Here is a 13,485-nt window from a genome sequence, read left to right as displayed (position 1 = left end):
CATGGCCAAGACGAGCGGATACTCCCAACTTGTGTGCGACAGGTGCTCCAAGACCCTGTACGCGACCGAGAACGCCCCGGAGGCCCAGAGCTGGCGCAGCGTGAAGAGATACACGGCGGACGGCACGGAGGTCTCTCGCCTGCTGTGCCCCGACTGCTACGACGGCTACAGGTCCATGGCATCCTCGCAGGACTCGGCCTTCGGCGATTTCATGGCCAAGAGGGGTGAGTAGCGTGGCGTTCGACGGAGTCTTCGCCTTCCAGGGCAAGAACCACATCACCGCCTCGCAGCTCGGCCGCCTTGTGCAGGGCACCGCGGGCGACGGCCGCTACGTGCTGCCGACCCAGGACAGGCTCCAGGCCACGATGCAGACGGCCAACAAGGTGGTCATCGGCTCGGGCGACCTCGTCATGGACGGCCGCTACGTGACCAACGAGACGGGAGCCGAGCTGACGGTCGAGTCGGGCACCTCGGGATACAACCGCAACGACATCGTGGCGCTGCGGTACTCGAAGGACGGCTCCACGGGCGTCGAGAGCTTCGAGCCCGTGGTGATCAAGGGCGCGCCCGTGACCGGGACCGCCGCCGACCCGGCGGTGGACGCGGGTGCCATCTCGGACGGCTCGTCCGAGGCGCTGATGCCTCTATGGCGCATCCCGATCAGGGGCCTCGCGCCCGGGACCCCGGAGCGCATCGCGAAGGTCGGCAAGACCCTGAGCGAGATCGGGGATTCCGTATCCCGGAGCGAATGGACCTATTTGTACGGCGAGCCCGGCGCCGGGAGGTCGTTCGTGCGCTACCGCCGCGACGGCGCGCGATGCGTGCTGCAATGGGGCGCGACGCAGGGCACGTCGGCATACTGGGCCGCGGGCAACCTTCCCGAGCAGATGCGGCCAGCGGACGGCAACGTCTATGTACCGGGGGTCTGCGTGTCCCCCAACGGAACGGTCGAGAACGTGTGCGCGTACTGCTATGTCTCGGCATCGACTGGCGAGGTCGGCCTGCAGGTGGCGGCGACAACGAACCGGAATGTCTGGAACCACGGGGAAACGTCGTGGTTCATATAGACCGACTGCACGGCTGAGTGCCGCATCTCCTACGCCTTCTAGGCCGCCGGCCAGCAGGCCGTGCAGGAGAAGGAGTAGGAGCCGTGCAGGCCCGTGCCGCCGAAGTTGGCGACGTACATCGTTCCGCCCGTCGTGACCCATAGGCCGCTCGACATGTCGTTGTCGACGTTGGCCACCAGGCACCGCTGGCGCAGCTGGGCCTTCGGGCGGAAGCCCTCGGGAACCGTGCCGACGAGCGTCGTGCCCCACGAGCCGGAGACCGTGGCCGTGATGTTGTACATGTTCATGACGACGATCCCGCCGACGCGGCAGAACTCTATGGAGCCGGTGCCGACGGTCCTCAGCACGTAGCCGGTTTTGAACTGGGATACGGAATGCTAGAAACAGCAAAACATCACCTGGACAGTCTCGACGTCGCCCTTATAGGTCTGCACTATCATCCAACGCTGTTTTCCCTCTGATGAGGGTATCGACGGGCGAATGAATCGCACGCCTGACAGTGGAAAGGCGAGCACGAAATTTCTGGTCTCGATTTCCGTATCGAATTCGTCGTAATAGAGCGAGCCGATCTGCTTGTTGGCAGAAAAGGTTACGTTGCGCACGACACGGGATACGGAATGCTGTCAGCTACTGCCGCGCGGCGTAGGCCACCGAGAAGGAGCACATCCAGTTGGCCGCGAGCGTGAGGCCGCGCGTCGCGACGAAGACGTCGCCGTTGGGGTTCACGCCGACCGGCACGATGCCGGTGCCCTTCGTCGACTCGACGTATGCGCACCCTCCGACCTCGCTGGCGACGGGCCTGAACTCCTCGGGGAGCTTGCCGATGATGCCCTTCGACCACGCGCCCACGGCGGAGGCCACCTTGTCGAGGTCGCACCAGACCGTCACGACGCCGCCGTCGATGCGCGCCGAGACGCTGCCGTTGCGCGTCGACTTGTGCCGGGATACGGAATCCTAGCCCGTCATGGCCGAGGCGTATGATGCACTCGCCCTTGCCACTACGGTCCTAAAGCTCTGCAGGTAGTGGCTCATGGCCGTATTGACCGTTGAGTGCCCAAGAGCAACGGCTATGTCCTCGATGGCTGCACCGTGCTCCAGCGAGATCGTCGCCCAGCTGTGGCGCAGGCACGTCATCGGTACGTGCGGCAGGCCATGACGGCGGCAAAAGGAGCGAAACCGCCTAGCCACGGCGTTTGGGTTAAGCAGGCACAGGCGACCAGACCTGCGCGCCCCACGGATGGCACGCAGGCGCTCTAGGGCGAATCGCGGCAGCTTCAGCTTGCGGTCGCTGAGCTTTGTCTTGCATTCCGTCTCGATCACCTCGCCGCCCACGACATGTAGCCCGCGTCGCACGTGCACCCAGCCCGAACGCCAGTCGATGTCCTCGATGCGCACGGCGCAGGCCTCACACCTGCGCAGGCCGAGGGCGGCACCGAGCAGGACGGCGGCCTCGAAGGGCTGGCCCACGATGCCCTGCAGCGTCTCGCGCTCCTGGTCGGCCGTGAGCGTCGGCCGGCGCACGGTGGGCTTCTTCGGCAGCTCCACGCCCTGCGTCACGTCCCAGATTCGCAGCTGATGGCGGCGCAGAACCCAGCGGTATATCTGACGGAACGTCTTATATGCCTTTTCAGCAGCACCGGGCAGAGCGAATGAATCCACCCATTCCTGCATCTCCTCGAACGAGATCGTCTCGATTTCGCGCTTGCCCCATATCGGCATTAGGTGACACCTGACGGCACTCTCGTAGCCCTCGAGCGTGGTGGCCCGCAGACGCTTCCTCTTATCGGCCATGTATTCGGCGGCGGCTTCTGAAAACAGCATTCCAATCCTCTTTCCTGCGAGAAATCCCAGACGCGCCCTCGGGAATCCGGCATGCGGCGCTCTGGGATTTATACGCCGTTACCGCACGGCGAGACTCGTCATGAAGGAAAACCGCGACCAGATTGGAGCGCTACGTGGAAGAGACCGCGAGAGGGGAGGGTCCTAGTGGTGGCACTTGCTGACACCATCGTCAACACGGCGGCATCGGGCATCGTCGCCGCGCTCGTCGCCTCCGCCGTGGCATCGGTCAAGGCGAAGGGCCGATGGGTCGTCGAGCGCACCGAGCAAGAGAAGTCCATGGAGGAGGCGGTCCGCGCCGGAATGCGCGCGCTCCTCTGGCGCGAGCTCAAGAACATCCATGAACAGGCTATGGACGAGCACGGCCTGCGGGTCGCCGACAGGCGGCAACTGGAGAGCGTCTACGCCGCCTACCACGGGCTCGGCGGCAACGGCACGGGGACGCGCCTGTACAGGGACGCGATGAACCAGCCCGTCATCGACTAGGAGGAGCAGTGACCTATATCAATCCAGAGAGTTACGACCCGGCGAAGCTCATGAGCGAAGAGCGCCTGATCATGGATGGTTCGCCGGAAAAGTACAGCGAGTAGGGAGTGCATATGACAGCAATTCAAGCGGCGTTGACCATCGCCACCGTGGTGGTCGTTCCGTATATCGTGCAGGCGATCAAGACCGAGGCGATGAGCGGGACGGCCGCGCGCTGGCTGGCCATCGCCGTCTCGGCGGCATGCGGCGCGCTGACGGCTCTCGCCGGCGGCCTGCCGGACGACCCGGCGGCGTGCGTGACGGCGGTCTTCGCCGCAATCGGCGGCGTGCAAGTGGCCTACGCGGCCTTCAAGTCCGTAGGCATCACCGATAAATGGCTCGATGCGCTCCTGGCGCTCGGCCAGCTACCGAAGGAGGAATAGATGAGCGAAGAGAAACCGCTGCCGGTGGACGACACCGGCGAGAGCCTGAGCGAGGAGACGCTCGGGCACCTTGACGGATGCAAGGGAGAGGAGGACTAGCATGGACTTCAAGGGACTACACGCCGACGTCAACAAGTGGCTCTCCAAGCACTACACGCCCGGCCGTCGCGGACGCAAGATCCAGTACATCGGCATTCACCACAACGCTGGCAATTTATCCGTGCAGGGCTGCTGGAACGTCTGGCAGTCCAGACAGGCGTCCGCGCACTACCAGGTGCAGAGCGACGGCATCATCGGCCAGCTCGTGCACGACTGCGATACCGCATGGGCACTCGGCGACTTCGACGCGAACTGCCGCTCGATCAACATCGAGCACGCCGACATCAGCTCCAGCCCGTGGCGCATCTCCGATAAGTGCCTCGAGTCCGGCGCGCACCTCGTGGCGGCGCTCTGCCTCGCCTACGGCCTCGGCCGTCCCCAGTGGGGAAAGAACGTCTTCCCCCACAGCCATTTCAGCTCGACCGCCTGCCCGGCCTCGCTGCAGTCCTCCCAGAAGGACGCGTACATGCGCCGAGCGCAGGAGTGGTACGACGCTATGGCCAAGGGCGGCAGCGCCCCTGCAGCCAAGCCGAGCGCACCGTCCGGCACGGCCTCCAAGTACGCCGACTGCCGATGGCTCCAGCGAATCGTCGGCGCGACGGCGGACAACATCTGGGGACCCGACACAGGCGCGCGAGTGGGCGCGATCCAGATGGCCAGCATGTACCACGGCACGCAGTTCCCCTACGGCGTGGAGTACACCCAGAGGGTCGTCGGAACCACGCCGGACGGCATCTGGGGCATCATGTCCAAGACCGCGCACGACGTCATGGTGAAGCGCATCCAGGAGGGCTTCGGCATCGAGGTAGACGGTATCCTCGGGAAGGATACCGACAGCCATATCCACGCCCTGCACCTCGCGAGCAACCATACGGTCTAGACCCGATAAAACGCCTTCCCCTCTCACCCTCCCGGCTCCGGCCGGGAGGGCTTTTTCTGTGCCGGGGAATGTCCTTAGCGTGTCCTTATGTTGTGGAAAACAGGTGCTTTTGGAATCTTGGGGAAATCATCTGTGCAGGTGGAGGGCCTTACGCTACTATAGGCGCGGACGTTTTCTCAACATCCAGTAGGGTTGTGCATGTGAGGAGCGTACCTTCCGGTGCGCTCCTTTTTGTGTGAGGAGCCGGCACAAGTCGGCTCTTACGCTGTTGAACCATAGGGGTTCGACATGATTGTCCCGTGGGCAACGTGGCTTACGGAGATGAAGGAGAAATAATGGCATTGGTATCTAAGACGTTTGAGCTGTATGGCAAGACGTACACCTTCGAAGCGGGCGAGCTCGCCAAGCAGGCGACTGGTGCTGCCCTCATCAAGCAGGGCGACACTACCGTGTTGCTTACGGCGGTGGTGTCCAAGGAGCGCAAGAACTACGATTTCTTCCCGCTCACCGTCGATTTCAACGAAAAGATGTACGCTGCCGGCCGCATTCCGGGCGGCTACCTCAAGCGCGAGGGTCGTCCTAGCGAGAAGGCTACGCTTACCGCCCGCATGATCGACCGCCCTCTGCGCCCGAGCTTCCCCGATGGTTTCCGCAACGAGGTCCAGGTTGTCGCGACCTCTCTTGTGGCCGATCAGTCCAACCCCTGCGACGTTATCTGCGTGATGGGCGCCTCTTTGGCCCTTTCGCTTGGCGGCGTGCCCTTCGAGGGTCCGCTTGCCTGCGTGCGCATTGGCCGCAATCGCGAGACCGGCGAGTTCTTGGTCAATCCCACCTATGAGGAGCGCGAGAATTCCGATCTTGATCTTGAGCTCGGCGGCACCCGCGACTTCATCTCCATGGTCGAGGCCGGAGCCGAGGAGGTCACCGAGGAGGACATGCTGGCCGCCATGCAGTTTGGCCAGGAAGCCCTCGGTGCTTTCTGCGATGCTCAGCTTCAGTTTATCGAGGAGTATGAGCGCGTCAACGGCGCCATCGTCAAGAAGGAGTATCCGCTCGACGAGCCCGTTGCCGAGGTGCACGACCGCATCTTTGCTCACTACGACGAGATGGCCGCTGCTCTGTGCGATGCCGACAAGCTCTCCCGTATGGCCAAGGTCGACGCGGTGAAACAGGCCATCGTTGCCGAGTTCACCGAGGAAGAGCAGGTCGAGTGGGAGCGCGAGATCCCCGTCAACCTCAAGAAGCTTGAGAAGCAGGCTATGCGCACGATGGTCGTCGAGACCGGTGAGCGTGTCGACGGTCGTGCCGCCGACGAGATTCGCCCCATCATGGTCAAGGACAACTACCTGCCCCTCGTCCATGGTTCCGGCCTGTTCCAGCGCGGCCAGACCCAGGTCCTTTCGGTGCTTTCCCTTGGCATGCTCAACGAGGGTCAGCGTCTCGATACCATCGAGCCCGTCGAGGGCAAGCGCTACATGCATCACTACAACTTCCCGCCCTTCTGCACGGGCGAGACCGGTCGCATCGGTAGCCCCAAGCGTCGTGAGATCGGTCACGGCAACCTTGCCGAGCGCGCTTTGCTTCCCGTTTTGCCCGACGAGAACGAGTTCCCGTACGCTATTCGCGTGGTCTCCGAGGTCATGGAATCCAACGGTTCTTCTTCCATGGCTTCCACCTGCGGCAGCTGCCTTGCCCTTATGGACGGCGGCGTGCCCTTGAAGCGCCCCGTTTCCGGCATCGCTATGGGTCTGATCCAGGAGGAGGGCAAGACCGTTGTCCTCTCCGATATCCAGGGCATCGAGGACTTCCTCGGCGACATGGACTTTAAGGTGACCGGTACCGAGCGCGGCATCACGGCTCTACAGATGGACAACAAGGCCACTGGCCTGACCTTCGACATCCTGCGTCGTGCTCTCGAGCAGGCCAAGGAGGGTCGTGCGTTCATTCTCGATAAGATGCTCCAGGTTATCCCCGAGCCTCGCCATGAGACTCGCCCCACCGCTCCTCGTATCGTTTCCCTGCAGGTTCCTGTCGATAAGATCCGCGACGTCATCGGTAGCGGCGGCAAGGTCATTCGCGGCATTCAGGATGAGACCGGCGCCTCCGTGGACATCCAGGAGGACGGTACCGTTTATGTCGGCGGTACGGGCGACTCCGTCGATGCCGCTGTCGAGCGTATCAAGCTCATCATCAAGGTTCCCGAGCCCGGTGAGGAGTACACCGGTCGCGTTGTCTCCATCCAGCCGTTTGGCGCCTTTGTTTCCCTGCTTCCGGGCAAAGACGGCCTGCTTCACATCTCTCGTGTCGCTCAGGGCCGCGTCGATAAGGTTGAGGATGTTCTCAACGTGGGCGACGAGGTTAAGGTTCGTGTGCTCGAGGTTGATGAGCGCGGCAAGATTTCTCTCGATCGCATCGATAAGCCCGAGGCTCCCGAGGGTTCTGCGCCTTCGCATGCCGAGCGTCGCGAGCGCGCTGATCGCCCTGCGCGCCAGCGTCGTGACCGTGAAGGCGGACGCAGCCATCGCGCTCCCGGCGACCATGGCCAGGGCCGCACCCCGCGCCGTCATCATGAGGCTGAGTAGTTAACTTTCTCTCTGATTTATTCAAGGCATCCGCCACGTGCGGATGCCTTTTTTTTGTTGAACAGTTCATATAGCAATGTGGTGTATGAGGCATGAAAGCGGCTGCCAGTTGGTATACTGGAATGTCGACTTCGTCTCTTTATTTCTCATTTCGTTTTTATCTGCAAGGTACGACGGCATTGCTGTCGAGTTTTTATTTCGTTTTCGAAGAAAGGATTTCGCAAAACACATGACGACAACAAAAAAGAATGCAGCTCCGCTCAAGATCATTCCCTTGGGCGGCCTTGACGGTATCGGCAAGAACATGACCGTTTTCGAGTGCGGTTCCGACATGGTTCTTGTCGATGCGGGTTTGATGTTCCCCGATGATTCTCAGCCCGGTATCGACCTTGTTCTTCCCGACTATACCTACGTCCTCGAAAACGAGGATAAGCTTCGTGGCATCATCATCACCCATGGCCATGAGGACCACACCGGCTCCTTGCCCTATTTGCTGCAAGATCTTAACAATAAGGTTCCTATTTTCTCCAGCAAGCTTACTTTGGGCTTTGTGGAGGGCAAGCTTTCCGAGTTCCGCATTCGCGCTCCTAAGTTCCGCGAGGTGAACGACGGCTCTCATATCACGCTTGGGTGCATGACAATCGATTTCTTCTCTATGACCCACTCGATTCCGGGTGCTCTTGGCGTTTTTATCAAAACTCCGCAGGGTACAGTGCTTCATACGGGAGACTTTAAGCTCGATCAGACGCCCATCGACGGTGTCAGGCCCAATTACGGCGCTATCACCCGTTTTGCCAAAAGCGGTATCGACCTGCTTCTTTCGGACTCGACCAACGCCACCGTTCCTGGATTCACGAAGTCCGAGGCCGAAGTCGGACCCTCTCTCTACGAGGTTATTAAAAACGCCAAGGGCCGCGTATTCGTGGCTTCTTTCTCCAGCCATATCCATCGTTTGCAGCAGATCTGCAACGCCGCTCGCGCCTGTCGCCGAAAGATCGTGGTGACGGGGCGCTCAATGCTTACGAACACGCGTGTTGCTCGTGAGCTTGGCTATCTCGATATTGAGGAGAAAGACCTCATCGACGCCTATGAGCTCTCTGGCGTACCCGATCGTCAGGTCCTCGTTATGTGCACTGGTTCTCAGGGGGAGCCGCTTTCCGCTCTTTCGCGCATGGCGAACGGCGAGCATAAGACGCTTTCTATTCATGAGGGCGATACCGTCATCATCTCGGCTACTCCCGTTCCCGGCAACGAGAAGGCCGTTCAGCAGGTCATCAACAGCTTGGCCAAGCTTGGCTGCGATGTTTACGACAAGTCTCGTCGTCTTGTTCACGTCTCCGGACACGGTAGCCAGGAGGAGCTCAAGCTCATGCTTGCCATGACGCATCCTAGCTATTTCATGCCTGTCCACGGTGAGGCAGTTCACCTTCGCGCCCATGCCGGTCTCGCTAGGAAAATGGGTATCCCCGATGAGCGCATTTTCATCATGGATAATGGCGATACGCTCGAGATGCGTGACGGCAAGGTAAAGCGCGGCCGTTCTGTCGAGTCTGGCGTTGTATACGTTGACGGTCTTCGTATTGGCGATACCGATCCGATTGTCCTTCGCGACCGCCAAAAGCTTGCTAATGACGGTATGGTCACCATCGTTGCGACCATGTCTCAAAAACATAAGAGGATCGAGGGCGTCGAGCTTTCCGCTCGTGGCGTTTCGTTCACGATTGATGACGAATTTACCGCCGATGCCACCGATGCCATTTTGAAGATGGTCGAGAAGGGTTCGTTCAACTTTACGAGCAGCGGTACCGATGCGCTTCGTAAGGCTGTTCGAGACTCCATTTCCAACTTTATTTGGAACCGCACCAAGACCCGTCCGATGATCATTCCGGTTGTCATGGAGGTCTAGGTTGGCTCGTTCCGGCAGCAAGACAAATACGGCGAAGGGCAATGCTTCGAAGAAGGCCTCGCTTCGCGCAAATGAGCAGCGCGAAGAGGCCTATGTCGAGGCCGAGCCCCTTGCAGGCGATGGCGCAAATCGCGATATCGCGGGCGTTATCTTGGCAATTGTCGCCATCGCTTCGTTTATCGCTGTGGTGACTCCTGCAACGGCTCCTGTTACGCAGGCTGTTGCAGCGTTCTATCACCTGGGCTTTGGCCTGGGCGCATATGTGCTGCCGCTTGCCCTTTTGGCTGCATCTGCTCTTGTCTTTTTGCGCGATCGTACGGTTGTTCCCGTGAGGACGTGCGTCGGTCTTGTCTTGATCTTCGTCTCTGTCATCTCCATGCTTTCCCTGGCTGTGCCGCATACCTCACTTTCCACGGCAGGCATGTTTGAGCCGGACGTCTTGGCATCCTCGGGTGGCTATGTCGGTGCGTTTGTGGCAAGTGCGCTGCAGATGTCGGTGGGAAAGACCATCGGCTATGTTGTGCTTGTCGGTGTTTTGATGTTGGGCTTTGTTATCCTGGGCTTTTCGATTAGCTCGCTCGTGCGCGGCGCTTCCGAGCGTGCGCAGGAGTTTGTCCAGCGCAAACATGTTGACGCTAACGAGACCCCCTGGGGTGATGTTGCTGCAGCACAGCGTGCTTCCCAGGCTGCCGCCAATCGCGGGGGCGCAGCTGCTGCAAGCGAGCCTGCTCCTGCATCGAAGCTTTTTGATGCAGCTGGAGCGGCGGAAACAACCTTCCTAGGCGATCGTGCTAAGACGACGTTGCTTTCGGGCGAGCCTGATGATGCGGATGAAGATCCTTTTGTCGACCTGTCTGAACAGCTCGCTGCCGAGCGCGCCCAAACAACGCTCATTCCCGTGAAAGAGCGTTTTGTCGATGCCGCCGACGAGGTCGAGGCCATGCCTCCTGCTCCTGTGTCGCCTATTGCCCCTATGACGGCGGTCGATGTTATTTCGGACGCTGCCGCCAAGCTTGCCGATTCCCCTAAGTCTGATGAGCCCTCTGAGTACAGCGTCACGGCTGCTGAGCCGTCTGCAGCTTCCGTTGCCACTGTTGTGACCCCCGAAGGCAGCAAGCCCATACCCGATTTCTTAATGGCTGCGGGCGCTTCTGGCTCCCATACTCCTTCTGCGCCATCTGACCCTGTCGAAGGGGCCCCATCGGACATGTCGGCCGCAAAAGCCGTTTCTAAGCCATCGCTTTGTGCTGCTGCAAGCCAGGAAACTAACGTTTCTGCTGGAACTGATGGCGAGCGTCAGCTTCCTTCGGTGTCTATACTTCGCCATAACCCGGCATCTGCCACCTCTGCTTCCTCGGCGAAGGAGCTTGAGCAGACTGCGGCGGCGCTTCAGTCGACGTTGGGCGAGTTTGGTCTTCATTCGCGCGTAGTTGGCTGGATTTCCGGACCAACGGTCACGACATTTAAGGTGCAGCCCGGTGAGGGTGAGCGCGTGAGCCGAATTTCCAATCTGGAAGACGATATCGCGCTTTCTCTTGCATCTACTGCTGTGCGTATTTTCGCTCCTATTCCGGGTACCTCGCTTGTCGGAATCGAGATCCCCAATCGCACGCGTCAAAATGTCAATTTGGGCGATGTCTTGCCTTATGTTACGGGCGGACCGCTTGAGCTCGCTATCGGCCGCGATGCTGAGGGTGCCCCTATCGTGGCGGATTTGGCCAAGATGCCGCATCTGCTTATCGCAGGCACCACTGGCTCGGGTAAGTCGGTCATGATCAACTCTATCGTCATGAGTCTTCTTATGCGGACGTTTCCCGAGGATGTTCGCTTGATCATGGTCGATCCTAAGCGCGTTGAGCTCGCGGGATATAACGGTTTGCCGCATCTGTATGTCCCTGTTGTGACCGAGCCCAAGCAGGCTGCGAGTGCCCTTCAGTGGGCAGTTTCTGAGATGGAACGCCGCCTTAAGGTCTTTGAGCGCATCGGAGTTCGCAAGATCTCTACCTTTAATGAGAAGCAGGCTGCGGGCGAGTTCGAGCACTACGACAATCCACCTGCCAAGATGCCGTATCTCGTTATCATCATCGACGAGCTCTCTGACCTCATGATGGTTGCTGGAAAAGACGTCGAGGCTTCCATTGTTCGCATTGCTCAGCTTGGACGCGCTGCCGGTATCCACCTTATCGTTGCTACGCAGCGTCCCTCGTCTAATGTCGTTACCGGTCTGATCAAGGCTAATATCACGAACCGAATTGCCTTTAACGTGGCAACCGGTATCGACTCACGCGTCATTATCGATCAGACGGGCGCCGAGAAACTTACCGGTTATGGCGACATGCTTTTTTCCAAGGTCGATTGGGGCAAGCCCAAACGTATCCAGGGATGCTTTGTATCCGATGACGAGATCAATCAGGTTGTTGAATTCGTTAAAAGTCAGGGCGAGGCCGACTATCATGAGGAGATTCTCTCTGCTGTGACGCCGGCGACCGTGGTGGGCGGAGCTTCCCATGAGCCCTCTGACGACGATCCGCTTATCTGGGAGGCGGCGCATATCGTCGTCGAGTCTCAGCTTGGCTCCACCTCGGGATTGCAGCGCAGGCTTAAGGTCGGGTATGCGCGCGCGGGTCGTATTATGGATATGCTTGAAGAAAAAGGCGTTGTCGGTCCCCCCGATGGGTCTAAACCGCGCGAGGTCCTTCTTGACGAGGAAGGCCTTGCCGAACTTGAATCGGTCGAAGCTCGCATGAGCATGGACACTGATTTGGAGGGCTTCTAATGTCGAGTCGATTTGGAGGGATGCTTCGCGAGCGTCGCCGTTCGTTGGGTCTCTCCATTCAACAGGTTGCCAATACAATCAAGATCCGTCCTCAAATCATTGAGTTTTTTGAGAACGGGGACTTTACCTCCATGCCGCCACGCGGATATGCCCAGGGTATGATTTCGAGTTATGCACGTTATTTGGGTCTCAATCCCCGTGACGTTGTGAACGCTTATTTTGACGAGCTCTATATTTTTGAGAATTCCGACGAGGGTCGTGCAGGCTCATATCATGAGCCCCCTGCGCTTGTTTCCACAAGAAGCAACCCCGTATCCACGCGTTTTATGGTTGTCGATGGTTCCCCCGCGCCTTCTTCTTCGTCTTCGCGTTTTGGACAGCGTCCGCCGCAAGCAGGGTATGTTTCCGATACCACAACGGGGCATCAATCTCTTCGCGTGGGCGGAAACAGCCGCCGCAGACGCGCTCTTCCGCCTTCGAATGCAGCTGGTTATGGCGATCGCGATGAGTATTCATCTGATCCTTCGGTAACGGCTCGCATACCCGTCAACTCCCGTTCTGGATATCGCACCTCTCATTCCTCTCGCTCTCGTGGACAGCGCTCCGACTCGCGGCGTCCGACGGGGCACAACCGTGACCCTCGCTCGCTCAATCAACGGGGCCAGGGGAGGGGAGCGGCCTCAAATGGTCGTCGCGGCTACTCCTCTACTGCTTCTTCCTCGCGTTCTGGTTACGGACGCGGGCAGCGCCGAGGGTACGAGAGGCGTCCTTCGTCTCCGCTTGAGGCGCTGATGTCCAATCCCCGCATGTTGATGGCGGTTCTTGGTGTTGCGGCCCTGCTTATTATCGTGCTGCTGGTTTCTTTGATTCGCGGATGTACATCGCGGTCGGATCAGCCGGTGTCTTCGCTTCCGGCGGCTTCGGTCGATGCAGGCTCTGCGTCTTCTGCCTCTTCCACCAAGAAGAAGGTCGATGCAGCAGACTCCGATTCGAAGGGTTCCGACACCGATTCTTCTGGTGACGATGCATCCTCAGATGCGACCGATGATGATAAGACCGGCAGTGCATCGAGCGTCGTAGAGCAAAAGGTCGTCAAGATTTCTCTTGCAAAGGGGAAGACCTCTTGGATTGAGGTTAAGGTCGACGGCGTTTCTCAATATGCCGATACTCCTGTTGGTCCCTACGAGGCGGAATACACTCCTACTAAGTCGATTGAAATTACCGTCGATAACCCGAGCGATGTTCAGGTTACCGAAAATGGCGATAAGGTCCGTTGGGACAGCAAGACTTCCGGTGTTGGCCGTGTGACTATCACGGTTCCTCAAACCACCTCGCCTTCCGCCGTAACCGATGAGACCACCTCTTCAGATTCCGACGACTCCTCCTCCGATTCTGATACCTCTAACTAGCATCTGATTGAAAGGTTGA

Annotated in this window: 12 protein-coding genes; 9 read left to right on the top strand and 3 right to left on the bottom strand. The window is 59.6% G+C overall.

Annotated features, from left to right (window positions below; translation table 11 throughout):
* Position 1 precedes the first annotated feature (1 nt).
* Both HF320_RS04970 and HF320_RS04965 read left to right on the top strand, forming a co-directional pair.
* Positions 2-232: a hypothetical protein gene (locus HF320_RS04970; protein ID WP_169277304.1), complete on the top strand. Its 231-nt coding sequence runs from the start codon at positions 2-4 to the stop codon at positions 230-232.
* A gap of 1 nt (position 233) precedes the next feature.
* A complete protein-coding gene (locus tag HF320_RS04965) occupies positions 234-1,067 on the top strand; it encodes a hypothetical protein (RefSeq protein ID WP_169277303.1) in 834 nt (277 codons plus the stop codon).
* A 38-nt stretch (positions 1,068-1,105) separates the two neighbouring features.
* On the opposite strand, the gene HF320_RS04960 is transcribed toward HF320_RS04965, so the two are convergent.
* From HF320_RS04960 to HF320_RS04950, 3 genes are all read right to left on the bottom strand, one after another.
* Complete coding sequence (locus HF320_RS04960) at positions 1,106-1,354, bottom strand: hypothetical protein (RefSeq protein WP_169277302.1); 249 nt, start codon at positions 1,352-1,354, stop codon at positions 1,106-1,108.
* Positions 1,355-1,694: 340 nt separating this feature from the next.
* The gene (locus tag HF320_RS04955; RefSeq protein ID WP_169277301.1) at positions 1,695-1,955 is read right to left on the bottom strand and encodes a hypothetical protein; all 261 of its coding nucleotides are present in this window, start codon (positions 1,953-1,955) and stop codon (positions 1,695-1,697) included.
* 66 nt (positions 1,956-2,021) lie between these two features.
* The gene (locus HF320_RS04950; RefSeq protein ID WP_169277300.1) at positions 2,022-2,888 is read right to left on the bottom strand and encodes a tyrosine-type recombinase/integrase; all 867 of its coding nucleotides are present in this window, start codon (positions 2,886-2,888) and stop codon (positions 2,022-2,024) included.
* 165 nt (positions 2,889-3,053) lie between these two features.
* Between HF320_RS04950 and HF320_RS04945 the strand changes: the two genes are divergently transcribed.
* The 7 genes from HF320_RS04945 (at position 3,054) to HF320_RS04915 (ending at position 13,466) form a co-directional block, all read left to right on the top strand.
* Positions 3,054-3,392 carry a hypothetical protein gene (locus HF320_RS04945; RefSeq protein ID WP_169277299.1) on the top strand — a complete coding sequence of 113 codons (339 nt, stop codon included), beginning with the start codon at positions 3,054-3,056 and terminating at the stop codon, positions 3,390-3,392.
* A 113-nt stretch (positions 3,393-3,505) separates the two neighbouring features.
* On the top strand, positions 3,506-3,814 hold the full coding sequence (locus HF320_RS04940; protein WP_169277298.1) for a hypothetical protein: 309 nt from the start codon (positions 3,506-3,508) through the stop codon (positions 3,812-3,814).
* A 100-nt stretch (positions 3,815-3,914) separates the two neighbouring features.
* Positions 3,915-4,793 carry an N-acetylmuramoyl-L-alanine amidase gene (locus HF320_RS04935; RefSeq protein ID WP_169277297.1) on the top strand — a complete coding sequence of 293 codons (879 nt, stop codon included), beginning with the start codon at positions 3,915-3,917 and terminating at the stop codon, positions 4,791-4,793.
* A 335-nt stretch (positions 4,794-5,128) separates the two neighbouring features.
* Positions 5,129-7,375 carry a polyribonucleotide nucleotidyltransferase gene (locus HF320_RS04930; RefSeq protein WP_169277296.1) on the top strand — a complete coding sequence of 749 codons (2,247 nt, stop codon included), beginning with the start codon at positions 5,129-5,131 and terminating at the stop codon, positions 7,373-7,375.
* Positions 7,376-7,604: 229 nt separating this feature from the next.
* Positions 7,605-9,281 carry a ribonuclease J gene (locus HF320_RS04925; RefSeq protein ID WP_169277295.1) on the top strand — a complete coding sequence of 559 codons (1,677 nt, stop codon included), beginning with the start codon at positions 7,605-7,607 and terminating at the stop codon, positions 9,279-9,281.
* Between the two features lies 1 nt (position 9,282).
* A complete protein-coding gene (locus tag HF320_RS04920) occupies positions 9,283-12,057 on the top strand; it encodes an FtsK/SpoIIIE family DNA translocase (protein ID WP_169277294.1) in 2,775 nt (924 codons plus the stop codon).
* Positions 12,057-13,466 (top strand): helix-turn-helix domain-containing protein, encoded by a 1,410-nt coding sequence (locus HF320_RS04915; RefSeq protein WP_169277293.1) that lies wholly within the window; start codon positions 12,057-12,059, stop codon positions 13,464-13,466. Before HF320_RS04920 ends, HF320_RS04915 begins: the two co-directional genes overlap by 1 nt.
* Positions 13,467-13,485 lie beyond the last annotated feature (19 nt).

Origin of the sequence: Collinsella acetigenes (assembly GCF_012844445.1) — a bacterium.
Classification (GTDB): domain Bacteria; phylum Actinomycetota; class Coriobacteriia; order Coriobacteriales; family Coriobacteriaceae; genus Collinsella; species Collinsella acetigenes.
Note: the sequence above shows the minus strand (reverse complement) of the source record. Positions and strands in the feature narration are given on the sequence as shown.

Bases quoted from the DNA above. Each gene is read 5' to 3' on its own strand.
- HF320_RS04970 (WP_169277304.1), top strand. From the start codon at position 2: ATGGCCAAGACGAGCGGATACTCCCAACTTGTGTGCGACAGGTGCTCC.
- HF320_RS04960 (WP_169277302.1), bottom strand. From the start codon at position 1,354: ATGAACATGTACAACATCACGGCCACGGTCTCCGGCTCGTGGGGCACG.
- HF320_RS04950 (WP_169277300.1), bottom strand. From the start codon at position 2,888: ATGCTGTTTTCAGAAGCCGCCGCCGAATACATGGCCGATAAGAGGAAG.
- HF320_RS04940 (WP_169277298.1), top strand. From the start codon at position 3,506: ATGACAGCAATTCAAGCGGCGTTGACCATCGCCACCGTGGTGGTCGTT.
- HF320_RS04935 (WP_169277297.1), top strand. From the start codon at position 3,915: ATGGACTTCAAGGGACTACACGCCGACGTCAACAAGTGGCTCTCCAAG.
- HF320_RS04930 (WP_169277296.1), top strand. From the start codon at position 5,129: ATGGCATTGGTATCTAAGACGTTTGAGCTGTATGGCAAGACGTACACC.
- HF320_RS04925 (WP_169277295.1), top strand. From the start codon at position 7,605: ATGACGACAACAAAAAAGAATGCAGCTCCGCTCAAGATCATTCCCTTG.
- HF320_RS04915 (WP_169277293.1), top strand. From the start codon at position 12,057: ATGTCGAGTCGATTTGGAGGGATGCTTCGCGAGCGTCGCCGTTCGTTG.